The 24,862-nt window shown below is 46.7% G+C and carries 27 protein-coding genes and 2 pseudogenes; 14 read left to right on the top strand and 15 right to left on the bottom strand.

The window, feature by feature from the left end; translation table 11 throughout:
- Positions 1-20 precede the first annotated feature (20 nt).
- Genes DNK57_RS06855 through DNK57_RS06845 form a run of 3 tightly spaced genes read right to left on the bottom strand, consistent with a single transcriptional unit; the run spans position 21 to position 3,138 of the window.
- Complete coding sequence (locus tag DNK57_RS06855) at positions 21-1,193, bottom strand: GMC family oxidoreductase N-terminal domain-containing protein (RefSeq protein WP_192962214.1); 1,173 nt, start codon at positions 1,191-1,193, stop codon at positions 21-23.
- Between the two features lie 17 nt (positions 1,194-1,210).
- On the bottom strand, positions 1,211-1,597 hold the full coding sequence (locus tag DNK57_RS06850; protein ID WP_192962213.1) for a 4Fe-4S binding protein: 387 nt from the start codon (positions 1,595-1,597) through the stop codon (positions 1,211-1,213).
- Positions 1,594-3,138, bottom strand: coding sequence for a homocysteine biosynthesis protein (locus DNK57_RS06845; RefSeq protein ID WP_192962212.1), 1,545 nt, complete (start codon positions 3,136-3,138; stop codon positions 1,594-1,596). Before DNK57_RS06845 ends, DNK57_RS06850 begins: the two co-directional genes overlap by 4 nt.
- Before the next feature lie 168 nt (positions 3,139-3,306).
- Here DNK57_RS06845 and DNK57_RS06840 point away from each other — a divergent pair, with 168 nt between their 5' ends.
- The 8 genes and pseudogenes from DNK57_RS06840 to DNK57_RS06810 all read left to right on the top strand — a co-directional run bounded on the left by DNK57_RS06840 (position 3,307) and on the right by DNK57_RS06810 (position 9,201).
- Entirely contained in the window at positions 3,307-4,671 is a 1,365-nt protein-coding gene (locus DNK57_RS06840; RefSeq protein WP_192962211.1) for a TldD/PmbA family protein, read from the top strand.
- The gene (locus DNK57_RS06835) at positions 4,668-5,246 is read left to right on the top strand and encodes a TIGR00296 family protein (RefSeq protein WP_192962210.1); all 579 of its coding nucleotides are present in this window, start codon (positions 4,668-4,670) and stop codon (positions 5,244-5,246) included. Before DNK57_RS06840 ends, DNK57_RS06835 begins: the two co-directional genes overlap by 4 nt.
- An 85-nt stretch (positions 5,247-5,331) precedes the next feature.
- Complete coding sequence (locus tag DNK57_RS06830; RefSeq protein ID WP_192962209.1) at positions 5,332-6,363, top strand: NOG1 family protein; 1,032 nt, start codon at positions 5,332-5,334, stop codon at positions 6,361-6,363.
- Positions 6,305-6,772 carry an Hsp20/alpha crystallin family protein gene (locus DNK57_RS06825; protein WP_226891141.1) on the top strand — a complete coding sequence of 156 codons (468 nt, stop codon included), beginning with the start codon at positions 6,305-6,307 and terminating at the stop codon, positions 6,770-6,772. The genes DNK57_RS06830 and DNK57_RS06825 overlap by 59 nt, the downstream gene beginning before the upstream one ends.
- Before the next feature lie 482 nt (positions 6,773-7,254).
- Positions 7,255-7,455 (top strand): annotated as a pseudogene (locus DNK57_RS09390) (hypothetical protein); the annotation flags it as partial.
- Between the two features lie 213 nt (positions 7,456-7,668).
- On the top strand, positions 7,669-8,277 hold the full coding sequence (locus tag DNK57_RS06820) for a hypothetical protein (RefSeq protein WP_264291561.1): 609 nt from the start codon (positions 7,669-7,671) through the stop codon (positions 8,275-8,277).
- Between the two features lie 83 nt (positions 8,278-8,360).
- Positions 8,361-8,951: a hypothetical protein gene (locus DNK57_RS06815; RefSeq protein ID WP_192962208.1), complete on the top strand. Its 591-nt coding sequence runs from the start codon at positions 8,361-8,363 to the stop codon at positions 8,949-8,951.
- A complete protein-coding gene (locus DNK57_RS06810) occupies positions 8,911-9,201 on the top strand; it encodes a DUF483 domain-containing protein (protein ID WP_192962207.1) in 291 nt (96 codons plus the stop codon). The genes DNK57_RS06815 and DNK57_RS06810 overlap by 41 nt, the downstream gene beginning before the upstream one ends.
- Before the next feature lie 8 nt (positions 9,202-9,209).
- Here DNK57_RS06810 and DNK57_RS06805 read toward each other — a convergent pair whose 3' ends face one another.
- From DNK57_RS06805 to DNK57_RS09385, 5 genes and pseudogenes are all read right to left on the bottom strand, one after another.
- On the bottom strand, positions 9,210-9,803 hold the full coding sequence (locus tag DNK57_RS06805; RefSeq protein ID WP_192962206.1) for a DedA family protein: 594 nt from the start codon (positions 9,801-9,803) through the stop codon (positions 9,210-9,212).
- 362 nt (positions 9,804-10,165) lie between these two features.
- Positions 10,166-10,405 (bottom strand): ATP-binding protein, encoded by a 240-nt coding sequence (locus DNK57_RS06800; protein WP_394354494.1) that lies wholly within the window; start codon positions 10,403-10,405, stop codon positions 10,166-10,168.
- Positions 10,406-10,459: 54 nt separating this feature from the next.
- Positions 10,460-10,861: pseudogene (locus DNK57_RS06795) on the bottom strand (histidine kinase dimerization/phosphoacceptor domain -containing protein); the annotation flags it as partial.
- 89 nt (positions 10,862-10,950) lie between these two features.
- Positions 10,951-11,220 carry a PAS domain-containing protein gene (locus DNK57_RS06790; RefSeq protein ID WP_320056876.1) on the bottom strand — a complete coding sequence of 90 codons (270 nt, stop codon included), beginning with the start codon at positions 11,218-11,220 and terminating at the stop codon, positions 10,951-10,953.
- Entirely contained in the window at positions 11,138-11,389 is a 252-nt protein-coding gene (locus DNK57_RS09385) for a PAS domain S-box protein (protein WP_192962203.1), read from the bottom strand. The genes DNK57_RS06790 and DNK57_RS09385 overlap by 83 nt, the downstream gene beginning before the upstream one ends.
- 1,798 nt (positions 11,390-13,187) lie before the next feature.
- Between DNK57_RS09385 and DNK57_RS06780 the strand changes: the two genes are divergently transcribed.
- Positions 13,188-13,526 (top strand): hypothetical protein, encoded by a 339-nt coding sequence (locus DNK57_RS06780; protein WP_226891139.1) that lies wholly within the window; start codon positions 13,188-13,190, stop codon positions 13,524-13,526.
- A gap of 111 nt (positions 13,527-13,637) precedes the next feature.
- Positions 13,638-13,835 carry an MBL fold metallo-hydrolase RNA specificity domain-containing protein gene (locus tag DNK57_RS06775; protein ID WP_192962201.1) on the top strand — a complete coding sequence of 66 codons (198 nt, stop codon included), beginning with the start codon at positions 13,638-13,640 and terminating at the stop codon, positions 13,833-13,835.
- A 1,193-nt stretch (positions 13,836-15,028) separates the two neighbouring features.
- Here DNK57_RS06775 and DNK57_RS06770 read toward each other — a convergent pair.
- Positions 15,029-15,655: a HEAT repeat domain-containing protein gene (locus tag DNK57_RS06770; RefSeq protein ID WP_192962200.1), complete on the bottom strand. Its 627-nt coding sequence runs from the start codon at positions 15,653-15,655 to the stop codon at positions 15,029-15,031.
- A 336-nt stretch (positions 15,656-15,991) separates the two neighbouring features.
- Here DNK57_RS06770 and DNK57_RS06765 point away from each other — a divergent pair, with 336 nt between their 5' ends.
- Positions 15,992-16,633: a hypothetical protein gene (locus tag DNK57_RS06765; protein ID WP_192962199.1), complete on the top strand. Its 642-nt coding sequence runs from the start codon at positions 15,992-15,994 to the stop codon at positions 16,631-16,633.
- 58 nt (positions 16,634-16,691) lie between these two features.
- Positions 16,692-17,336, top strand: a complete 645-nt coding sequence (locus DNK57_RS06760) for a hypothetical protein (RefSeq protein ID WP_192962198.1) — start codon at positions 16,692-16,694, stop codon at positions 17,334-17,336.
- A 291-nt stretch (positions 17,337-17,627) separates the two neighbouring features.
- Here the strand turns inward: DNK57_RS06760 and DNK57_RS06755 are convergent, their stop codons facing one another.
- Both DNK57_RS06755 and DNK57_RS06750 read right to left on the bottom strand, forming a co-directional pair.
- The gene (locus DNK57_RS06755; protein ID WP_192962197.1) at positions 17,628-18,632 is read right to left on the bottom strand and encodes an SIS domain-containing protein; all 1,005 of its coding nucleotides are present in this window, start codon (positions 18,630-18,632) and stop codon (positions 17,628-17,630) included.
- Positions 18,633-18,635: 3 nt separating this feature from the next.
- A complete protein-coding gene (locus tag DNK57_RS06750) occupies positions 18,636-19,190 on the bottom strand; it encodes a thiamine-phosphate synthase family protein (RefSeq protein WP_226891138.1) in 555 nt (184 codons plus the stop codon).
- Between the two features lie 80 nt (positions 19,191-19,270).
- On the opposite strand from DNK57_RS06750, the gene DNK57_RS06745 reads away from it, so the two are divergent.
- Together DNK57_RS06745 and DNK57_RS06740 are read left to right on the top strand one after the other, a co-directional pair.
- Entirely contained in the window at positions 19,271-19,732 is a 462-nt protein-coding gene (locus tag DNK57_RS06745; protein ID WP_048175539.1) for a DUF2124 family protein, read from the top strand.
- Between the two features lie 11 nt (positions 19,733-19,743).
- A complete protein-coding gene (locus tag DNK57_RS06740; protein WP_052457332.1) occupies positions 19,744-20,412 on the top strand; it encodes a DUF447 domain-containing protein in 669 nt (222 codons plus the stop codon).
- Positions 20,413-20,429: 17 nt separating this feature from the next.
- Here DNK57_RS06740 and ade read toward each other — a convergent pair whose 3' ends face one another.
- From ade to eif5A, 4 genes are all read right to left on the bottom strand, one after another.
- The gene (gene ade, locus DNK57_RS06735) at positions 20,430-22,046 is read right to left on the bottom strand and encodes an adenine deaminase (RefSeq protein WP_192962195.1); all 1,617 of its coding nucleotides are present in this window, start codon (positions 22,044-22,046) and stop codon (positions 20,430-20,432) included.
- Entirely contained in the window at positions 22,047-23,282 is a 1,236-nt protein-coding gene (locus DNK57_RS06730) for an ornithine cyclodeaminase, nickel-pincer nucleotide-dependent (RefSeq protein ID WP_192962194.1), read from the bottom strand.
- A 202-nt stretch (positions 23,283-23,484) separates the two neighbouring features.
- Positions 23,485-24,345, bottom strand: coding sequence for an agmatinase (gene speB, locus DNK57_RS06725; RefSeq protein WP_192962193.1), 861 nt, complete (start codon positions 24,343-24,345; stop codon positions 23,485-23,487).
- 40 nt (positions 24,346-24,385) lie between these two features.
- Positions 24,386-24,778: a translation initiation factor IF-5A gene (gene eif5A / locus DNK57_RS06720; RefSeq protein WP_010876502.1), complete on the bottom strand. Its 393-nt coding sequence runs from the start codon at positions 24,776-24,778 to the stop codon at positions 24,386-24,388.
- Between the last annotated feature and the right edge of the window lie 84 nt (positions 24,779-24,862).

Raw genomic sequence — 24,862 nt, 5'->3', positions numbered from 1 at the left:
TGCAGGTCTGAAAAACTCTATTATAAAATCAAAGCTATATGGCGTGCCAGACGCCTTGCAAGTGCCATTATGGTCAGTATGGGAGGAGCACCAGGTGCTTCTGGCAGCACACTCGCATCAGCCACAAAGAGGCCCTCAATGGAGGTCTCCAGGTTCTCATCAACAACCTCCCCCATGGAGGCGGTGCCCCCAGGATGGGCCCCCCTGGGTACGGTGGACCTCAATGTGTCCGCCCTGACACCAGCCCCTACTAGTATGCTCCCGGCGATGGCCGTCCCGCCGGAAAGGAGACTGACATCCCTGGCTGTGTGATGCTTGACAACCCTGTCGGCCTCCACACGTCCAGACCTCTCATCGGCTATCTTAACCATGATACCGAGGACGTTCCTCTCCTCCCCAGGGAAGAGGAGGGTTGAGAAGTGGGGTGATAGTATAAAACCATCAAGTTCTATGAGGGCGTTCATCTGGACCTCATCACAGAACCCGATCCCCTCAAGTATCCCGCCCACAGTCACAAAGGTGTCCATGAAGAGTCCGTTACCTGCATCTATCCCTGCCCTCATGAGTATCCTGGGGGTTTCGATGGCTCCGGCTGCCAGCACAACCGTTTCATCCTGGAAATCTCCCCGGGATGTTTCAAGGCCAGAGACTGAACCGTTCCTGACAATTACATTCCTAGCCTCGGTTTCTTCAATGAGAACAGCCCCGTGTTCAAGTGCCTCATCAAGGAATCTCCTTGCAGACCACTTAGCAGCCCTCGGGCATCCGAATGAACATTTACCGCAGGGCCTGCACTTAGCGGGGTCTATGAATTTAGGCATCCTCCTTACCCTGAGGCCCAGGGACTCCGCAGCCTCCATTATCATAGCTGTGCCGGTGCCTGTATGGCTTTCCGGGAGCTCTCCTACATTGAGTTCAGCCTCAATGGCATCGAGGTCCCCGCCTATGTCAACCCCGTAGCCCCTGAGGGTATCCTCAAGGACCCTGACAGCGTTTCCTGCAGCAACAAGGGTTGATCCTCCAACACAGTTTGTCCTCAGGATATCAACGTCACCAGGGTCTTCATAGCACAGGAATGCATCAGAATCCTTAACATAGGGGCCCCTCTCAATTACGGTAACGTCAATGCCCCGGATGGCGAGTTCCCTTGCAAGGGTTGCGCCGCCAGCACCTGAGCCAACCACCAGAACCATGGGATCCTTCCAGAGAGTCAGTCAAAGAGCACTATGGCCCCTGTGGGACAGGAGTTCACACAGAAGCTGCAGCCGATACATTTATTATCATCGAGGAGGATCTCCCAGTCATCCTGGATGCATATGGCGCCAACCGGGCAGAGGGATACACAGGCGCCGCAGTCCATGCACTTCTCAAGGTCCTTCTTCACGACCCTAACCGCCGGGTGCACCTCTATACCGGCCTCCTCTATGAATTCTATCCCCTCCCTCTCCTGGGGGCCGCTGATCTCAACGAGCATCTTACCCCCGCGGGGTGTGATGTTTGCCCTCAGGATGTTGAATTCGATGTCATACTTCCTGATGGCTTCTGATATTATTGACTTGTTAACAATATTCGGTGAGAATTTAAGCCAGGCCTTCATATTGATTCTCCCCTGTTATCCACTTTCCCTATTAACCTTGAAATGTCCTCCGCGGTTATTATACCCTTAACACGGTTTTCATCATCAACTATGGGTAAACCTGAAATGTTATACTTATCTATGCGTCTTGCCACAACGTCGACGGGCTCATTTTCCCTTGCAACAACCACCCTGCGGGTCATGATATCCCTGAGCCTCCGCTTACCCCTTGCCACCGCGTCTGCAATGTCCCATGATGTCACTATACCCCTGAGGATGCCCTCACTGTCAACGACGGGTATGTGGTTTATGTTGTTGTCAACCATCTTCCTGGCCACATCCTTCAGGTCATCCTCCTGGTGGGTTATGATGACGGGTTTGCTCTCGAGCTCCCTCACCATGATGGATGGCCTTCTTATCTCAAGGGGTCTGGTGGATGATCTTGAGGGGAGGCTCTTAACTGGCTCTGTGAGGAGGAAGTCACCCCTTTCAATCCATGATTTGAGTTCCTCTGCAATCTTGAGGGCCCTCCTGATTGATGATAGGGGTGATGTCGGGACCTCCATCCCGTTTATTTCAATCTTCCCTGATTTGAGCTCCTTATAATTGGTCTCCTTCACCACGGGTCTTGATCTTCGGGGCACACCATAGTCAATGACCCTGCAGACTATTTCCTCATCTGATATCCCTGTTGCAGCCGCTATGTCCTCGTTGAGCACAGGTATGGGTATCCCGGCTCCCACGTAGAGTGTTGGGCCATACCTTGGCATTGTGGCTCCACGCACATATTCAGGGTCCATCTCCTTCATGTTACCCTTCAACATGAGGGTGCCTGATGGCGAAACAGGCACACCATTTCTCCTCTCAGATTCAGTTGAGTGCTGTGTACCCTCCCCCACTATGTAACCCTCTGCACCGCAGAGGAATATCCTTGTACCGACACCTATGGTCTGGAAGTATGGATCATTGATGAGGGGGCTGAGCTCCCCTGCACTTGAGTAGGTGACGTTTCCATAGTTGGGGAGCAGTGTTCCCATGTAGGTGTAGAGTGTCTCCTCTGTGGAGTTAACCGCCACTGCATAGTTCTGGTAGCAGTTCCTCGGGTTAACCATGACCGCCTGGTTTATGGTCTCAAGGCTTATGAGGGTCTCAACATTCTTGAGGGGGTAGCAGTCTGTTCCATAGGCCTCTGCCACCAGCTCGACCTCCTTCCCCCTTATGAGGTCCTCGATTACATGCGAACCCCCATAGCTGAGCCCCACCTCGGGGTCACGGTTTGGCTGTGCTGCACCTATGTATGCATCAACTGCTGCGAGTCCAGAGTAGGCCTCAACACCATTGAGGTAGGTCCTCGCCATCTTTATGGGTGGATCTGAGTGTCCGAAGTTGAGGAAAGCGCCTGAGGAACACATAGCACCAAATGTACCTGTTGTAACAACATCAACTTCCTTTGCAGCGTCCATGGGGCCGTTTTCAGCAACTATCCTTGTCATCTCAGCGGCTGTGACAACCACAGCATCCCCATCCCTGATCTTCTGGTTTATCTCCTCAATTGTCTTCAATATACCACATCCGGTGCTATCTATAAAATGAACTGGTTACTGGTATATGGATGTTCATTTAAATATTTATTGAGTTCATAGACCCTGTGATAATCAGGGAACATCAAAAGAATCATAAGTCCCCACATACAAGATTAATTAATAGAAACTTTTGAAGGCTGATGGGAAATGGAGATTGACATCGATTATCTTGGCGGCATACTCAGGGACATAGAGGATATGGTGGAATATGCAGATATAAGGGCTGGCACCTCCAGGACAAGCTCAATTCTAATGAAGGACGGCAACCTGCAGGAGGTTAAATCTGGGAGCGCCTCAGGTTTCAGGGTAAGGGTGCTGAGGAATGGTTCATGGGGATTCGCCTTTACAGATGAACCATCCCAGCTGCCTGAAATGGCCCTGAAGGCCATAAAGATGGCCGGGTCCCTCAGGGGCGATGTCCAGGTTGGTCCAGGTGCTCCCTCTGTTGATAAAACCAGGGTAAGGTCATCCCGGCCGCCCTCAGATGTCCCTGCAGACGAGAAGAGGGAGCTGGTATCAGATGCACACCATGCCGCATCAGTCGATGGTGTTGTGAGCACCACTGTGAGCTACGTTGACATGGAGAGTTCATCTGTCTTCCTGAACTCGGAGGGTTCACAGATTGAGATGGATGAGACCCGGGTCGCCCTCTTTCTAAACGCTGTTGCCTCTGATGGCTCAGGGATACAGTTCGGCCATAAGAGCTGCGGTGGAACCGGTGGCTTCGAGATACTGGAGGGGGAGGACATCGAGGAGCTTGGTCGCAGGACCGGTGAAAAGGCTGTCAGGCTCCTGAGGGCGAGTCCGCCGCCATCAGGACGTTTTGATATAGTGACCGACCCCGAACTTACGGGTGTATTCATACATGAGGCCCTGGGGCACGCAGCCGAGGCAGACCTCATACTGCAGGGTGACTCAATACTCGAGGGTAAACTGGGTGAGAGGATTGCATCTGAGGGTGTTACCATCATCGACGACCCTACAGTTGAGGGCTTTGGAAGTTACAGCTACGATGCAGAGGGTGTGAGGGCCGCCGAAACCGTCCTCGTGGAGAAGGGAGTCCTCACTTCACTTCTGAACTCCAGGGAAACAGCCTTCAAACTTTCTCTTAAACCCTCAGGAAACGCCCGTTCAGCCATAGGGGACCAGCCCATTGTCAGGATGAGCAACACATACCTTAAACCTGGTGATTTATCCTTCGATGAACTCATAGAGGATATCATGGATGGTGTCTACCTGAGGGGTTCAAGGGGGGGTCAGGTGGATACCGGTAAGGGTATCTTCCAGTTCAATGCTGCGGAATCATTCCGTATAAGGGACGGTGAAGTGGCAGAACCCGTGAAGGATGTCTCCCTCTCAGGGAACGTCCTGGAGACCCTCAAAAATGTTGACGGGGTCGGGTCAGACTTCAGGCTGGGGATCGGCTTCTGCGGAAAGTCCGGACAGAGCGTCCCCGTGGGTGATGGGGGCCCCCACGTGAGGATAAGGAATGCCATGGTTGGAGGAACATGAAGTACGCACCATTATCCCGGGATGAAGGTAGAATTCTTGTTAAAATCGCGAGGATGGCCATAGAGGAGCACCTGCGCGGATCAGAAACCCTCAGAATCCCGGACGACCTACCTGATGTTTTCAGGGAGAAGAGGGGGGTTTTCGTTACACTTGAAAAGAACGGGAATCTGAGGGGATGTATAGGCTATCCGGAACCTGTGAAACCCCTCATCGATGCCCTTGTTGAGGCTGCAATATCCGCTGCAACAGGTGACCCGCGGTTCCCTCCTGTTAAACCCGAGGAGCTCGATGATATAGAGATTGAGGTCAGTGTGCTGACACCGCCGGAGCCCATTGAGGTTGAAAACCCGGCCGAATACCCCCGGCTCATAAGGGTCGGTGTCGACGGCCTCATAGTTGAGAGGGGATGGGCCAGGGGGCTTCTCCTTCCACAGGTCGCCACGGAGTGGGGCTGGGACAGTGAGGAGTTCCTCTGCAACACCTGTATGAAGGCGGGTCTTCCACCTGACTGCTTCTATGACCCTGAAACCAGGGTCTACAGGTTCCAGGCCCAGATATTCCATGAGTATGATTAAATCCGTGCTGAAAAGAACCAGCCAGTGAGAAATACATTAGATAAATGGATCCGCAGAGTTATTAACTGTTAATGAGAGTGATTTTATGATTATACCCACAGTTCCAACCACAGATGAACTTCTTGATAAGGGTTTCAGGAGGGCCAGGAAGGCCGCATCCCTTAAGAGGAGTTCAAAGATTCCCGGCCAGAAGAAGGCCAAGATCATTGAATCAACACGTGTCCAGACCGCATGCCAGGTCATAAGGGACCGGTTGAAGATGATAATCCAGAGGATACCAGATATAGAGTCCCTTCCAGAGTTCTACCAGGACTACATCGACGTGACAGTGGGGGTGGATGAACTCAAAAAATCCCTCGGGGCGCTTAACTGGGCCGTTGGAATACTTAACCAGCTTGAATCAGACTACATGAACCGTATAAAACGTTCGAAGCCCTCTGATGCATCCCGTCTGAGGCGGGAAGCCTTCGGAAGGATATCATCAGTTATAAAGAGGATCGAGGGCGACCTTGACTTTCTTGACTTTGCAAAGAATAAGTTGAGGAACATGCCCACGGTGGACCTTGACGCCTTCACGGTCGTCATAGCAGGCTTCCCGAACGTCGGGAAATCCACGCTCCTCAGGACCCTCACAGGTGCAGAGCCTGAGGTGGCAGATTACCCCTTCACCACCAAGGGGATCCAGATAGGTCACCTGGAGCGGAAGTGGAACCGGATACAGGTCATAGACACGCCGGGGCTCCTGGACAGACCCGTTGAGGATATGAACAACATAGAACTCCAGGCCATGGTGGCCCTTGAGAACATAGCCGATGTGATAATGTTCATCTTTGACGCCTCTGAGACATGCGGATACACCCTTGAAAACCAGTACAGCCTCTACCTCGGCATAAGGAGCATCTTTGACATCCCTGTGGTCACGGTATTCAACAAGATGGACCTTGCAGAAAATGTTAAGTATCTGGAAGAATATATTAATATGGTTGAAGATCCACTGAAAGTTTCTGCATTCGAGGGCAGAGGGGTCTCCAAGATAATAAAAAAACTGGAGGGGTTATATGAAAAAGAAACTCGAGAAGCCCATGACAATGTTCGAGAAAAGAAGGTTGATGGCTGAGAAGATGATGGAGGACATGATAAAGAACATGAAGGAGATGCAGAGGGAGTTTGAGAAGAAGATCTCAGAGTACGCAGAGAACATACCCGAAAAACTCAGCATGGACGTCATGGAGACAGATGACGCCATAATCATCAAAACCGACCTTCCAGGTGTAAAGAAGGAGGACATCAACATAGAACTGACAGAGAACACCATCTCCATATCAGCAGTCTTCGAGGAGGAAGTGGAAATCGAAGAGGCCAATTTCATCAAGAAGGAAAGGAAGTACGGTGAAGCAAGAAGGGAGATGAGGCTACCTGAAAAGATAAGGGTAGAAGATGCTAAGGCCAAATTTGAAAACGGTGTCCTGACAGTTGAACTTCCAAAGGTCGAGGTCAAGAAGAAACAGACCCTCAAGGTGGAATAAAACCACCACCAACTCTTTTTTTCAAAAAAATGGCTCTGTAGAAATCATGTTCTAACTAGTTCCATGAGGCTCTACTTGCCCATGTGAACCGTTTTTTGTTGGTTTCTTTGTCCTGGATTAGTTCTCGTCATTGCGGATATGACATCTAGGGTTTCTTTGTCAGGCTCTGATGGTACCCAATTATTAATATATGACATTAAGGGATGATGATCATTAAAATGTTTTTTCTGTTTATGATAAGATAGTAATCGTTTTATGTTATAATTTATTATATTGTTGTTTGGAGACTACTGGGAGGGTTTATTATTGAGACGGTTTGTGTTTGTCCTGGCAGCTTCTGTCCTTGTTTTTTGTCTTGCAGGAGGTGCTGAGGCGGTCAGTCTCAACTACAATGAGATCCTCCGACGCCTCCAAACTAATCAAAAACTACAAAGAACAGCAGGGCAAGATATCCCAACAGACTATAATATGAGAACAAGACCATAAGAGCAGATGATTATCTCTACGCCGCCTCCAACACGATAATAAACCTCAACCAAAACAAAAGAGTTGAGATAACATTCAACAGCATCCAACCCCCTACAAAACCTGCAGGGTCAACCACAGGAACACTAACAAAACAGGAGTACCTACAGACAGCCCAGAACATTAAAAACTTCATAGAAACCAAGAAAAGATCGCCAAACTATGCCACAACAAAGATAGGACAAATCAGATACGAAACCCTAATCTACACCTTCGCAAAAATAATAAACCACTACAACACAACAGACAAACTACCAGACAGCATCCAGATAACACAAACCACTGGAATAGGAGAAACCATAACCAAAGACACCACACCACCCCTTACAAGTATATCTCCTGATCCTGGAGTATATGATCATCCGATAACGGTGACTATCACAGCAACCGACAACAAAGACAACAACCCCCGGATCAACTACCAGGTAGATGGGAGGAGCTACACAGGCAATAGAATAGCAACAATAAGTCTCGGTGAAGGCACACACACCATCAACTATTACGCAATCGACAAAAATGGTAACAAAGCCCAGCAACAAACAGCAACATACATCATCGGAGAAGACGCACCTGTGAGATGTTCTCTTACCTTAACTTCAACAGCCTTTACAGGGGGGCCTGTACTTAATCTGGATAAATTACACGACTTTTATGAAATCTATGGGATGTCTCCTGAAGAATATTTTATGGTAAATTATGGCGATCCTTATGTCTGGGAGTATGAGCCAGTCCCTGAGGTTTATGATTTGGGCCTTGTTCCCTTCAGGGTTTCGCTGCCAGTTACTGTTGATGGTCCGGCTAAGGGTATAAGTGTTGCATGGAGGAGGACGGCGCCCTTTGAAGGTGAGATAAGCATCATAGTCGACGGACAAACAATATGCACAAAAAGGTACATTAATGGAGGTACATTAATGGGGCTTGGATACCCATCAAAGATAAGATCGAACAGATTAATGCCTCAGAATTTTATAATGATATAGTTTCACAGTTAGCCATCCTAAAACTAAACAACCTCACAGGAACCACAGAGGGGCAGATGTTATGGCAAATCCACCAATATGGCTTGGAATATCTCAACAATCTCACAGGGGATGATATACGTGACTACACCCTACAACATCTTGAAGAACTTGCAAAGGACACCCTCCATATCACCATAGATTATCCAGGAGAAGCTAAGAAGACGATAATGGGGCTGCCATTCGGGGGCGCGCCAGTAAACCGCGACTTCACAATCTACCACATCAAACCTTTTAACAGGACATACAACGGAGCCTATGATGATCCAGAGCTTGGAATGATAGATGCAGGCTACCAGGGAATAGTATCATACACAGTGGCAACAACAAAAATATCAGATAACTTGCTGAGGGAATGGCTCACGAGAAAACCCCAAACCCCAGGGACCATAAAAGCAGCCTATGGGACAACACTCGCAGCACTCGAAATGATATACCTACACGACAAATTAGCAGACGAAATAGCAAAGAATATAACATGGACCCGGACAAAACCGATAATAGTATCGGTTGCTGACACCCCTAAGGACACGTTTATGATACCGGGGCGACGACTACCAGATAGGCCGACTACTAGGTTACCCAGAATGTTGCATGAAAAGCTTTTCAGAAGAAACAAGATTCGCAATAGATGAAGGTTACCTGAAAGAATTAGAGGAGATGGACATCCCAGAAGACGCATACGCACTCATACTACCATCAGGTTTCATACCCTGCAGTTTAAAATGTCCAAAAGCATGGGAAAATAAACTAATAGCCTATGTAAACCCCAAGGAATACCAGATGATACTAGAACTTGAAGAAGAGCTCAAAAGGGAACTTCCACACTTCCATCTAGGCTACAACGAATATTACGAGAAACTCCCAATCAAAAAAAAGTTATGAATAGAAAATCACCTTCTCCATAAATAGATTAGGAGCAAGGCCAATCCTATGATAATAGCATAATCAAGAAGATGAAATATGGATTCTATGGTCGACCAGCTGGGACCCAGATTGTATCCAACATATGTCAAGGCGAAACACCATGGCACCGATCCTATGAAAGTGTAGATTGTGAACCTTTTCAAGTCCATCTCCGCTATCCCAGCTGGTAATGAGATGAATGTACGTACAATAGGAAGCATCCTTGAGATTAGAACCGCCTCATGACCATACCTCGCAAACCACTCCTCGGCCATTTCAAGCTTTTTCTTTGTGATGAGAATATACCTACCATATTTTTCAAGGAATGGTCTGCCACCATAAAGTCCCACAAGATATGCTATCCATGAACCTACAAGGTTTCCTAGAGCCCCTACAAATGTAACCCCAAGGATGCTCATAGTACCCTTCCATGCTACGTATCCACTGAATGGCATTATAACCTCACTAGGTAGTGGGATGCATGCACTTTCAAGTACCATGCATATAAAAACTCCAAAATATCCTGTTTCTTGGATGAACCCAATAACAATATTACTTAAATACTCTACGATACCAAACATCAGCCTCTTCTTTATCCAACATTAAATATAATCTTATCGAATAATACTAAAACTGGCCTAATAAATGATACTAATAAATGATAGTATCTCATAAAAAAGAGTTTAAAGAGTTTTTTGAAAAACATCCCCATCAAAATATGATTTAGATGTATAGAGTGGTATAGACGGCATAAAAAGCTATGTAGGGTGTATCCTATCTCCGGCATGAACTTACTGCCGCTTGTTGATTGACTTTAGAGAGATGCTTCTAAAAGGTCGCCAAAATGAATATTGAAATTTTGGATTATTCTTTTTAGGTTTTCTGTTGGGGGATTGCTATTTTGAATTGTGTGCCTGGTTTTGTTTTGAGGTTTATTTTTCAGTTAAGTTGTTTTAGGAGGTTTACTAGTTTTAGGCCTAGTGTTTCTGTTTTTTTCTGGTTTGATGTTTTCTGGCATGCCTATTCCGTTATCGGCCACGGTTAGTTCTATTTTATTGTTTTTGGTTGTGAGTTTTATTGTTATTGTTCCTTTGCCGGTTGGGAATGCGTGTTTGATGCTGTTGGTGGCGAGTTCGTTGATTATCAGGCCTAATGGCACGGCAGTGTCTATGTCTAGTTGTATGTTTTCTATTTCTAGTTCTTTTTTGATTTTGGCTTTGTAGAATATTGTCAGGTCTTCTAGGAGTTTTTTTATGTATTCTTTGATGTTGACTTGTGCTAGTGTTTCTGTTTGATAGAGGTGTTCGTGCACCTGGATATTGCTCTTATTCTTCCCTGGCTTTCCTGAAGTAGTCTACGGACTTTTTCATCTTTTATTCTAGTGGTGGAGGTTTAGTAGGCTGGTGATGATTTGCAGGTTGTTTTTTACGCGATGATGTATTTCCCTTAATAATGCTTCCTTCTCCCTGAAGGATTCCCTGATTTTTTCTTCTGTTTTGCACTGTTTGGTGACGTCCTCTAGGATAAGTGAGTAACCTATTATTTTACCGTTTTTCTTTAGGAGTGCGCCATAAGGTATGATTGAAACTTGCTCGCCCTTAATGTTTGTCAGTGTTATGATTCCACTTTTTATCGTCACCCCCTTTATAAGATCCCTAAATCCAGATACTATATCCTCAAGACTCCATTTAATACCTTTGAAACTCAATTTAATCTTGGGGAGTATCTTTATAAACTTTTACCTACCAAATCTTTCCTTTTGAGCCCGGAAAGTTCCAATATTTTCTCATTGACTTCGATTATCTTCCCTGTTCTGTCTAATATTATTATACCAAAAGGTGCAGTTCCAACAACAGCCCTATACTTCTCCACACTTTCTCTAACCTTCCTTTCAGCCTCTTTAAGCTCAGTAATATCAATAAGTGAAGCCACACTCTTCCCGGTCCCAGGGATCATGCCTATGTTCATTTGTATGTCTGATTTTCCCTTGCTTGTCACGCAACTTGAAGGTGTATCTTCTGGGCGCTAATCCAAGGTCTTTTCTGCGCAACTTATGATACCTTTTCATTTTTTTCCAAATCTTCCCTACTACAAATTCTGTCCAACTCCTTTTACCTTCTATCTCTTCCCTGGAATAGCCTGTTAGCTTCTCAAATTCTCTGTACAAAGTGATATTATGGTGTCTTCTTCTAGTATGGCTGTTGCTGAGTTTGTGTTCTCGAATATTGATTTATATTGTTCTTTTTCCTCAATCTCTTCTTCAAGTTTTTTCACTTCAGTAACGTGCTTAAGAGTTACTATTATTTCACTCCTAGAGACTTTATATACGGTACCTTTAGCCCATGCTCTAAGTTCACCACCTTCATAATAAGGAATAGTGAAACTTTTCGGTTCACCTGTAGTGTCTACCTCCCTTAAAAAACCACCAAAAAATCACTTACATGCCCAAATGAGCTTTCATAACCGCCACTTTCATTACCTATAGGGGTTATACGTTCATCCCCAACATATCCATAAAAAATTATATCAAATGAACTTTTATAAAATTTTAGTCGGGCTCTGTAATGAAAAGCGCGATAGAATCAAACCTTAAATCCACACTATTAACTTAATACCTAGTCTCGGATGCCCGGACTTGAAGGAAGAAGATGGGGGGTGAATCCCCCTTCCATTTTCTGTTAGGCTCTGAAAACCCCATTTTAGTTTATTGATTGAATGTTCTCCAGTTTTTCCTTTCAACACTTCGCATGGAGTTTCCCAAGGGGATTATATTACATTTTACGCTGCTAAGAATAATGATCGGCTTTCCTTTAGCATTTTTGACTCGTTTCAGCGGCTAAATAGGTGATATTGGATGATCTTCTCCTAAGTTTTCTAATATTGTTGATTGTCCCAAAAAAGAGAGAAAAAACACATTCTAAGGTTTTTGCATGGAATAGGATATAATATGGGCCCCTTTTTTCTCATTTCCTGTAAATCAAGGAGAGACCTTTGCAGAGACATAACATGGGCCTCTCTTTCTCTCATTTCCTGTCATGGAATAAAACATCATACATCAGTATGTGTAGGAGTATGGTATGTGTAGGAGTATGAAATAAGAGAGAAAATGCTAGTGGTGAAAAAATATTATATATTGGTGAAACCATATATTGGTGAAACCTGAAAATTATAACCATTCAAAAAGGAATCTAATACCAGCTATAACTAAATCCAAATGTTTTGTTGCTTAACTTCTTATTTTACTCTTGTCGTGTGGACGGAATTATGATCTGCCGGTTTTCCATGGGATAAAAATTGCTGGTTATGATGGGTTATAATCGGGTTATAACCATAATATAACCGCCTAAAAGCAATACTCGATAATACCGCAAATTCTACAATAGAAAGCCAAAATTCTACAATAGAATACAATAGAATCTAATAGAAAGTCAAAATTCTACAGTAGATTCTACAATAGAATACAATATGAAATTTATAGAGTACATCATCATCATCGGTGTTATAAGCGAAAATACACACAAAAAAAGAGAATACAGAACAATACAATACACAATCAACCTAAAAAAGACGAAATCGAATCAAAAACCTTCAAATGCAAAGAGAAAGTAATAATAACACCCAAAACCCAATTCCAAAAACTCACCGAAACCCATGAAAAATACCAAAAACTACTAGAAAAAAACAAAAAACTCAACAAAGAACTAAGCCAATTACAAACAGATCATGACAAACTAAAAAATGAATACAAACACTGAAAGAGGTCTGCAAGAAAAGGGAAAAGGAAGTCAGCCGCCTACAAAACGAATTAAAAAGACTGCAAAACAGGAGCATACTCGAAATCATCCTAGAAAAACTAACCAAAAGAAGCAATAGAAGGATCTTGCCAGGCTTTCGCACACAAGATTTAAAACTTATAAAAGGGAGATGGTAAATATATCTTTCATGGAAAAAATTATAGAGAACGGATGATGGGTAAAATGAAACCCGAAGAAAAAGAAAGAATGATGGAAAAGATGATGGAAAAATTCTTTGCGGATATGACTAAAGAAGAAAAGCAAAAGATGATGGAGGAGATGATGGAGGAGATGATGAAAAGAATGGATATATCGGAAATGATGCCACAGATGATGTCCAAAATGATGGGTAGTGAGGGAATGCCAATGATGAAAATGATGCAAGAGATGTGTGGAAAGATGGGCGAAGGAGATTTCAAACCATGGGAGATGTGCGAAAAAATAGAGAAAGCACTTCAAGAAGTAGTAAAAACAAACAAAGAGATATTGGAAGAGTTAAAAAGGAAATAATTATGGTGTGCTCAAGCCAACGCTTCGTCGCTTCGCTCCTCGCCTTCGGCTCGGTCATATAACAGCGGACATACGGCTGTGCTTCGCACCTCTGCTCAATTAGAAAAGGGAATGCATGCATCAGGTCACGCATCAGGTCCAGAGATACTAGAAGCAATAAGAGAAATAGAACCAGAAAAAGTTTACCCTATACACACAGAAAACAAAAGAAAAATTCAAAGCACTAGAAAAAGACAAAATAAAAATCATAAACCCCAATGGAGGGTGAAATTACATAGAAACCATCCCTATTCCCAAACTCATTCCTGACTTTAGCATTTTTTAGCGTATAGTAGGATTTCTTATCGACCCGCTTCGTCAGAAGAAAATCTCTAGCCGACTCAGGCGTCCGTTCCCTTATAGATCTCGTATGTATTGTCTCCTTTCCGCTCCTTGCGAACGAATTTTGGTTGCTTGCCTTTGGGGGGTTGCGGGTTCTTTAACCCTTCCTTTTTTTCCAAACAACTTTTCAAAATATTCCCATTTTTACACTTCCTAAATTTTATAGCGACCAATTGCGTATAACACGGTTATTCGCTTTTTATATCAAATTAGGGGATGATAGACGAACTGTTCGTTTATTTTCCAATTTCTAACTCCTTTTTCCTATCCTCAATATATTTGGGGAAACCTTCCCTTTTTTTATCCGGCTGCCGCTGCGGACATTATAGACTCGACACTGTACGCCTCTAAACTATACTCTGCACCAAGAGCACCGCCTTTTTTGAGTGTCCTTGTTAGCTTTATCGCTTTAGCTCCCTTAACATTAACGGTTGGCCCGATATTCATCAACGCAATCCTATGAACATCCCCAATGATAATGACACGGCCACCCTGTAGTGAACTACTTGGCCTCCTTGTTCAACATTAGTCTGCTCCCAAACATCAAGATCAGGAAAGAACCTTTCTTATCCAAAGTCAGAGTTACTTCTTCTCCAACATATGGTTCAGGATGCCAACAGATTTTTAGTAAATGAATTTGTGTAATCCGTAGATTCTTGCGTTTTATTCGTTTTATTTGTAGATTCCTGCGTTTTATGCCAAACACACCCACCACCTATTGCAATTATTATGCACATACCAAGTATCAAGATTATTTCCCTTTTTCTCATATTGTCTCACCTCCCTGTTTTTTTCTCCCCTCAATAAACCTTCCCTTATTTTCCTCCCACCCACTTCTGCCATTTTTCTGCGTCTTCTCCAAAATCCTTGCTGGTTAGCTTTCTTAGAGTTTTTTTGCCGCTTTTGCAGACGGTTCCACCAGCATTTGGGTAAGCAGGCGAAGTATCGCTGAGTGTTTTATTATTCCCGCAAATATTGGTCCAAAATGTTCGTAGGTTAGAATAATAATTCTGCCAAACAGACTTTTACGAAGCACTAAGTCGCGATACGTGCACAAGACGTAAAACATCAGCATGCCTATCGGTACCATACACCGCCGTTGCAACGAAACATTCAGACCTCTAAATTTCTTTTGTATATTGACCTAGTTCCCGCAATCGGTCGTAGGCAATAGCAGATGGGTCACTGAAGTACTTTAGACTTGCTCGATAGCACTCGGCCGCCTTTTTTGTGTCTCCTGTTGTTCGGTAGGCCTCTCCCCGCATAAACCAGAGGTAGTACTTGTCCTGATTTGATAGCGTGTCAAACATCCGAGAGTTGATTTGCTCAAGCGTTTGCAATACTTCTTTGCTCTTACCCGACTTGTAAAGAGAGTCTGCCTGAGCTATGATGAGCGCAGGATCGCGGGGAGCGTGACCCTCTATTTTCTCAAGCGCTTCACCAATGGCCTTTTTTGTCGCTTGATTGACTTGATCGCTGTGCAGAGCGTTGTGCAAAGGCTCGAGAGCGCGCTTGTCACCTATTTCCCCTAACGCTCGGACCACCGCGGGCCTAAGAATTTCAGAGAACTGTGGGACCCTGCATTGGGCGCTCACGAGTGGAACTAATTGCGGCACTGCACTCTTTGCACGTGCGCGACCAAGTGCCTCCACAATTGCCCGTTTCTTTAACCACTCATTCCAGGCTTCATCGCCGCCGAACATGACTTGTAGGTTAGACCCACTAACCTCATGTCGCGGTATAGCCATTCCAACAGCACTTTGATCCCGATGTCCCCTTTAGCCGATATAAGGTCGAGGGCATCATTTACACGTTTGTTAAGTTCTTCATTGTGCCGAACCAAGTAGGCACCCTCCAGAATAGCCAATGCCTCTGGGATATCATCAGTGTTAGTCATTGTCCCTAAACGTTTTTCGTGTTCTTTTTGTAATTGGGAACCGCAGTTAGAGCAGAATTTTGCATCATCTGGCCCAAACCAAAAAACTGGGAATAGAAGCCTCCAACATCCTCAAAGAGATTACACCAACCCACTAACCAAGAACAATTAAGCTTCACAGGACAAAACACCAACTCCAAGCATCCAAATGATAGCACAAGCAATACTCAACAGCAAAGAATTCCAAATAACATTCAACCAACAAAAAATATACTTTGAAGTTGAAGGATTACCAGGCATCAACCTGACAGGCGAAGTTAAAGACAGCTTCTATGGCCTTGGAGGAGCCACAGCAAGCAACAGATACTGCTACCACGACCAACTAACAGACAAAGTAAACAGTTGGCTTGGAAGTTTTCTAAAATCATCAACTGAAGCTACAACAGGCGGAATACTAATAACAGCAGGACTAATAGCACTGACAGGACCAGCAAGCATACCAACAACAGCAGCACTGCTGCTTATTATCGGGGGCTTGGGTCTTGCAGCTCATGCATCTGGTTTATTCGTTGATCCGCTCAATCCTGTTAATTGGCTTGATTTCGCGGCTACAGTGGGTTCCGCGGTCTTTTTCAAGGCGCCAATAGGAGCCTCACCATTCAAAATACTCACCAGTCAATTTCTGCAAAAACAAGTGAAGGTTGTGTATATCTTAGGAGGTAGAAGTTGTATAGTCAAAGCAGCTCTTGGGCGTGATGCGAGAGAAGCCATAGAGAACACAGTTAAATCTGGGATTAAAGGTAGTGGAATATCAACAGTTATACACTCGCTAGAAAGTTCACCCCATTAAACCCTGCAGCTTACAAAACCAGAAAACATATAAAAATAGAGAGAGAAAGTGAAAAATCATGTCATCAGAGGGAGCAATGATCACAGTAGGCCTAACCCTCACTATATATTTGATTTCCTTGGTTATTGTTGGAGAGGACCGTCTAAATAGATTCTATGAGAGAATTACGAGAGTTACAGGAGAAAAACCGAAAAAAGGTGGTGTAGGGACTCCCAAAGCCTCTTCACTCGCCCTCATGGTCGTCTTTCTCCCTTTTTTTCTCCTTTTTGCGGGGTTTTCCTTTGTCTTCGCTCCTGAGATGGTGCCAGGACCAGTTGCTCTCCTAATCCTCACAGAGTATATTGGTTTTGTGTTCTTTTTGAGGGGTGACACTTTCCAATGGGAATTTGATGGGAAAGGATACCCATCCAGGGGATACATCTGTTTCTCATTCCTTTTCTCTGCTTTTATGGTTATGAGGGGTGTTGTTGGAATGTTTAAAGGGGAGGTGGCTTGGGGTTTGTTTATGTTGTTTCTTGGTTTGTTTATCGCGACATACTATCTTTTCCCTGATAAAATGCCAGGATTAAAAGGGAATTATCTTAGCACGCGGCATGAAGTTTTGAAGGCGATTATTGTCGGCATAATACTCCTCATAATCACAAGGATAATCTGGGCGATAGTCCAGGTTAAGGTGTTCCACTGGTCACTGACAGGCCCCTAAGGGGGGGCAAGGATGAGGGGGCGTCCTTGGAGCATGTCATGTCCATTGGCTTGTAGAAAATCATGTTCTAACTAGTTCCATGAGGCTTTATAATGCTTTATCAATGCAGAACCATGATAGAGATTCAGCTTTGAATGCGGTGCCAGTGAAGCTTATTAACTCTTTCTCACCCTATACCTGGCCATTAGATATATCCCATCCCTCATGGCATCTGATTACAGCCATCATTTTCTCTAAAGAAAGAGAAAACAGAGAGGTATTCAATGCCCCTGAAAAATTGTAGTGGATGGGCTAGTATCTCACCTTACCTATATGCCTCGTGCTGCCGGGGTCCTCACCGTTGAAATGGGCCAGATAGTACACAAACCATTCAAGGGGGACTGCAAGTACAAAGGGGGCCAGGAGCCCGTTAAGGTCAGAGTAATCTGACATCCGGAATACAAGGTTCTCAGCACCCAGTTTCTCACAGAAACGCAGGGCCCTTTCTGTCAGCTCATCACCCGGGAGTCCCGATTCAAGGAATATAACAGGGACCCCCTCCTCAATCCTTTCAATGAGTCCGTGTCTGAATTCTCCAGAATAGAGTGGACATGCATGCTTCAGGGCCCCCTCCATGAGCATCGTCATGGCGAGTTTGTAGGCCAGCCCATAGTTAGGGCCGCTCCCCATACAGTAGAATATATCCTCAGCAGCATATTCCTCTGCAAGATCCCTGCAGTCACCCTCTGTTCTCCTCAGCAGATGCTCCACCTCACCGGGTAGCCTCTCAAGTTCCCCCATTATCTCATCTGATCTTTCATCACTGTACATCCCGAAGAGTATCCTGTAGAGGGCCAGGAGCTGTGTCATGTAGGTCTTGGTGCCGAGTATTGCCTCCTCACGTCCACATCGTGTCACTATGGTCTCCATGGACTCAGATGCCATGGTGCTGCCGGGCTCATTGGTTATGGTAACGGTTCTAAGTCCCAGTTCATTCGCCCTCCTCAGGGCTGCGAGGGTATCCGCGGTCTCACCCGACTGTGAGGTGAATATGACCGCGGAGTCACTGTAATCAATCTTCCTGTGATAATAGAACTCGTAGCCGGTCATAACATCCATACTCACCTCATAGTTCATGGCGATTGCATCCCTTGCACTGTAACAGGTTGAAAGTGAACTGCCGCATCCAACGAGGTATATGCGTCCGCATTCAAGGATTTCATTGGATATGCGTTCCATCCTCTCCCCTTCAGACTCCAGGGTTCTTCTAAGCGAATCCGGCTGCTCCATGAGTTCATCGAACATCCTATACTTCATCATCTACACCTTTAAACTCCTATACTTCCTGAGTATCCGTATGGCAAGCTCTGCAACCTCAACGGCATCCCGCCCTGTGAGTACTATCATTGGCTCCTTACCCCATGCCCCCCTGTGATATATGACGTCTGGAGGGGACTCCGAGTTCCTGATGGCCTCCTCAACACCCCATGGTATGCTGCCCCCCTCAGTATCCCTCACACTATCGGGTTCCCTGCTACGGTCATAGGATGAGACCACAAGACCCATATCCTCACATATACCGATTATACTCTCATCAAATTTAATATTAAGTGCACTTCTCCTCGCCGGGAGGTGTTCATTAAGGGCTATTATGAAGCGGGCCATGTGGGATGAAGCCCCGTATTCAGGGTCCCGGCAAGCGAAGGCCCTTCCCTGAAACTCAGTGATCCTCCCAGGAACCGCTGCAACATCCTCAGGGCCGCATGGATTTTTCCGCGCCATTGCAATATTGGACCTCACCTCTGGTATGAGGATCCCGAAGTCATCTTCAGATGAGATCATCTCAAGGGCCCTTCTAACATTTTCTATCTCCATGATTATCACGAAAGAGAATTATACAGTAAACCAATTATATGTGAATCAGTAATTTATAATTATAGTCTTGAGGTGTTTGGATGGAGAAGGTAAAGGAATTCAGGGGTATAAAGGAGCATCTCGGTGTATTCCGGGAGGCGGTTAAGGATGCTGAGAGAATCGGCTTTGCAGGTGTTCCGGGTGTATGCACACCCTTCGCCCAGCTATTTGCATACGCTGTCCGGGACAAGGAAAACATATTCATACCCAACACAGATTTCAGGAAGGCCAGAAAGCTTGAATTAACCGAATATGGGGTTGAACTCGGCGAAATAAGCCCGGGAAAGGTGGATGTTCTTGTACTGCTGGGTGGGCTCTCAATGCCGGGTATTGGCTCAGACATGGAGGATGTTAAAAAACTCATAGAGGATGCCCTTGAAGAAGGAGGGGAGCTCATGGGGCTCTGCTACATGGACATGTTCGCCAGGGCCGGGTGGTACGAGCTCCTTGACTTTGACTGTGTCATCAACGCCGACATAGAGGGTTATGTCCTCAGGGGCTGAGGGGTATTCCCTTGTCCGCTGATATGAAGGTGAGTCATGGTAAAATCCCTGAACTGGAGTACACCTCCTTCAGTGACCTGAGGGCCCTTGATATGGAGAGGGGCAGGCTCTATGAGACCATCGTCGTGACCTGGGACGGGTCGATGGTGGGGAATGCTGCCCCCATAGGTGTGCTGTGCACAGGTGCTGATACAGTGACACTCTACCTGTACCAGGGGAGCCGTACCGTGGAGAATGTGCTGGAGAATGGGCGTTTCACAGTTAACGTGACCCTTGACCCCCTCATATTCACCGATTCAACCCTGGGTGACCTTGATGAGGATATGTTCAGCCATCACAGGGGATTCCTCCACCTGAGGGGTGCCGATGCATTCTTCACTGCAGAGGTTGTCTCTGTGAAGGAGGTGGTGAAAAGGGACCGGTTCGGTGAATCGGAGCTGTATGTTGTGAAGGCCCGTGCAGGTGATGTTATGAGGGCTGAAACCTTCAGGCTGGTCCTCAACCGCGGCATATACGCTGTTATTGAGTCATTGATAGCCTATACAAGGGCTGAATTTTCAGACCCTGTGGTCCTCAGGGAGAGGATCTCTGAGATGAACAGGGTTGCAAGGAAGGTGGGGGGCCCCAGGGAGAGGGAGGCCATGAGGAGGATAATAGAGGCCCTTGAATCAAAGATATAGGGACTCACCCAGGAAAATCAGGACACGAGAACATCCACAAATTCAAATTTCTCAACATCGAAGAGGCCCCTATCCCCTATCTTCAGTCTGGGGATGACGAGGAGTGAGAGGAAGGACATTGTCATGAAGGGTGCGCTGAGGCGTGACCCGAGCTGTTCAGTGAAGGTGTTGAGGTTCTCAAATCCATCTGCAACCTCAAATACGTCACCATCTGACATCAGACCTGCCACAGGAAGCTTAAGGACCCTGTGATCATCCTCTGAGACTGCCACGAGGCCTCCTCCTGTTTCTTTAAGTATATCGACCGCCCTCTTCATCAGCTCAGGATCCACTCCCACCACGATGAGGTTGTGTGAGTCATGGGCAACCGTTGATGCTATTGCCCCCTCCTGGAGGCCGAATCCATGGACGAACCCGCTGGAGATATTACCCCTCCCGTACCTGTCAAGGACAGATACCCTGAGGATGTCCGAGGATGTGTCGGCCTGCACGGTTCCTTCCTCAACTTCCAGGGTTGCAATTGACTCCTCAGTTATGAGCTGTCCGTCCAGCACGTCTATGACCCTCACAGTGGCCTCATCACCCTCAGCCCTGACACCCAGCCTCTCAGCCGTGAATTCCGGTACCTCAAGTCTCCTGGGGGGTGTGCTGGTTCCCGATGGGCTCCCCGGGAGGTATCTTCCATTTTCTGCAACTGGTCTGCCATCTATGTAGACCCTCTTAACATTGAAGTCCCTGAGGCTGTCAACCACGACAAAGTCAGCGGACCACCCGGGTGCTATGGCGCCCGTGGTGAGGCCGTAGTGCTCTGCAGGGTTTATGGTGATCATCTGCACTGCACTTACAGGGTCGATACCGTAATCAACTGCCTTTCTGAGTATCCTGTCCATGTGCCCCTCCAGGAGGTCGGCGGGGTGGATGTCATCGGAGACCAGGAAGTCACACCCGGCAGCGGCAAGGTCCCGCAAGTTTCTTGCACTTGAACCTTCACGTGCCATTATCTTCATTCCAAGTCTCCTCTTCTCAAGGACCTCCTCGGGGCTCACACATTCGTGGTCAGTGGATATCCCTGCCCCTATGTAGGCGCATAGTTCATCCCCTGAGAGGAGGGGGGCATGTCCATCAACCGGCATGTTAAGGGCCCTTGCCGCCTCTATCTTATCCATGACCTCATCATCACCGGCTATAACTCCAGGGAAGTTCATCAACTCGCCGAGGGCCACCGCTGAATCCATTCTTAGGAGTTCCTCTATTTCCCTCGCTGTGATCTCTGCCCCGGCAGTTTCAAAGGGTGTTGCAGGTACACATGATGGTGCTGTGAAATAGAATTTCATTGGTGTCGCTGCAGCATCATCCATCATGAACCTCACGCCATCCACGCCCATGACGTTTGCTATCTCATGGGGGTCCGATATGACTGCAACCGTGCCATGGGGTATGGCTGCAGCTGCAAATGATGATGGTGTGAGCATTGAACTTTCAATGTGGAGGTGGGCGTCTATGAAGCCAGGGAGGATTATGTCAGGGAAGTTTCCGCTGATGCTCCGGACACCGGCCACCTTCCCTCCGGAAACCTCTATCTCGGCCGGGTAGATGTCGCCGGTGAAGACGTTGAGGAGGTTCCCCCTTATCATTCAATCCCCCAGACCGTTCATCTTCTTGATTTCGTGGAGGAGTATGGGGATGAATGCACCCACATCTGTGACAACGCTCACAGCCTGGGAGCTGCCCCTGTCAGAGAGCTTTGTGACGGTCGCAGGGTTTATATCCACGCATATGGTTTTAACCCGTGATGGGAGTATGTTGCCGGTTGCGATGGAGTGGAGCATGGTGGCTATCATTATGACCATGTCCAGGTCCTGGACGTATCTCCTCATCTCATTCTGGGCCTCCATCACATCGGTTATGACATCAGGGAGTGGTCCGTCATCCCTTATTGAACCTGCAAGTACAAAGGGCACATCATTCTTTATGCACTCATACATTATCCCTGAGGTGAGAACACCCTTCTCAACAGCATCCCTTATTGAACCGGCGCGGTTTATCTCATTTATGGCGTTTATGTGGTGCCTGTGGCCCCTGCTTACAGCCTCACCCCTCTCTATATCAACTCCAAGGGAGGTCCCGTAGAGTGCGCATTCAATGTCATGGGTTGCCAGGGCATTCCCTGCGAAGAGGACGTCTATGAATCCCAGGCGTATCATCTCTGCAATGACCGGGGCTGAGCCCGTGTGTACGATGGCTGGTCCGCCGACGAGGCCTATCTTTCCACCCCTACCTTTGATCTCTGTTATTTCAGATGCGATCTTCTTTATTGTGGTCACGAGGGGCTTCTCACTTGATACATCACTGCCCATGAATTCAAAGACGCCCTGCTTTCCCCTGGGCCTCTCGGGAGGTACAACCTTTATGCCCTCCCTCCCAACAACCACAGGGTCACCCTTCTTTATCTCCCTGATTGGTTTGCAGCGGGCTGTCCTGCCCTCAGGGTCAACCACTATCATGCAGTCCATCTCTATTCCCTCAACCTCCAGCCATTCACCGCCATGGTAGATGAAGGTCTGGTGGTTGGTGGTGGAGTAGAAGTCATCCGGCAGAACCCTGTCCATGGGGGCCCTCTTCAGTTCAACCTCCTTTATCTCTGCTATGGATGCCCCTATCTCACCCAGCTCATCCAGTATCTGGTTAAGGAGTGAGGGTGTCTCTGCCTCCACCAGTATCCTTGCATGGCTTGGATCAGATTTTCTCTTACCTATATCGATTTCGAGTATCTGGAAGTCCCCGCCCATATCCATTATTATATCAAGGGCCCGGGGGAGTATCAGACTGTCAATTATATGACCCCTTAGTTCCACCTCTCTTGTATTCATGATAACACCACTTGAGACTGATAATTAAATGGTTGGCCTCCAAGCTATATAAAATCTGCTGGGGCCAAATCTTTAAGTGCCAGGAGAAAGAAGTCGAGCACGAATAAAATCTTCAGGGACCAGCACCAATTATAAAGGGGGATATGGATTAAATGGACCTGAATGGGGTCCTGCAGATGAAAAATGAGCTAGGGGGATGAATTCAGAGGAGCGTTAGAAGGTCGTAGATTATCTTGGCTGCGTTTACAGATGTCGGGTCAGCCACACCAGCCGATGCCACCTCAACCACGTCAAGGCCCACCACATCCTTACCTGAGAGTGCAAGGACAAGTTCCTCCATGATGTGGGGTGTGAGGCCTGATGGTGCCGGGTTACCCACTGATGGAGCATAGGCAGGATCAAGGACATCCATGTCAACTGAAATGTAGACGGGCCCCCTGATGCCATCAATGAGTTCAATGGCGCCGGCTGGATCCCCCATGACCTCATGGGCCATGCAGCACCGGACACCCTCCTCCACTGCAAATTCAGCCTCCTCCTCTGAGGCTGATCTAACCCCTATCTGTATTATCTCAGCTCCAAGCTCATGGACCCTCCTCATGACGGTGGCGTGGGAGTACCTTTCCCCGGCGTAGGTATCTGCCATGTCCATGTGGGCGTCCAGGTGGACCACGGTGAGGGAGTCATGGTCAGGCAGATTCTCGATCACAGGGAGGGTCACCGTGTGCTCCCCGCCGATTATTATGGGCTTCAGATCCATGTCCAGGACTCCGGCTACAGAATCCCCTATGAAACCCGCGGTTTTCATGAAATTACCTGGAGAAACCTCAACGTCTCCAAAATCAAAACTTTTAACATTTACCTTCTCTGAGAAACGCAGATTGTATGCCTCAAAGCTGTAGGATGCCTCCCTGACAGCCATGGGTCCGAAGCGTGCCCCCGGCACATAGGTTGTTGTGGAATCAAAGGGGGCTCCCATTATTCCAAAGGAAAGTTCAGGGATCCTTTCATGGTCTGTGGTGGAAAAAGCAAATTTGAGGGGCTCATGGGTGTGAAGAAGCATTTCATGTGTCCTTCAAGAATTGTGAAAGGTAGAGGAGGGTTTACCCCTTGGTCCTCATGAGTTTCCTCTGGCCGAGGGCCTCGATGTACTCAACCTCAACACCCTCAACCAGCTGTTCGCTCAGTTCGTCAGGTATAGGTGTCTCGAAGGTCTCATAGGTCTCAAGGTCCATTAACTGGACGTCTCCACCCATTATGGCAATGACCTGGGCTGTCCTCTTGTCTATTATGGGTATGTCCACCTTTGAATCAACAGGCTTTACGAAGCTCCTCTTCTGGTTGTCGAAGATCCCAACGGCCTCCACACGGGCCTTTGCTGATCCGTGCTTCCCGGGGGATGATGTTGAGATGTTTGTGATCTTTGATGCCTCTCCATCAATGATCACGTACTTTCCAACCTTAAGTGTTTTAACTTCAACCACTTTCTTTGACATTAATCTTACCTCCTGTTAGAATGAGTGATATGGGAGTTCAATGTATATCTATTAATTCAGTGGACATTATATAAAAGCTTTGTA

This window comes from Methanothermobacter thermautotrophicus (assembly GCF_014889545.1).
Classification (GTDB): domain Archaea; phylum Methanobacteriota; class Methanobacteria; order Methanobacteriales; family Methanothermobacteraceae; genus Methanothermobacter; species Methanothermobacter thermautotrophicus_A.
Note: the sequence above shows the minus strand (reverse complement) of the source record. Positions and strands in the feature narration are given on the sequence as shown.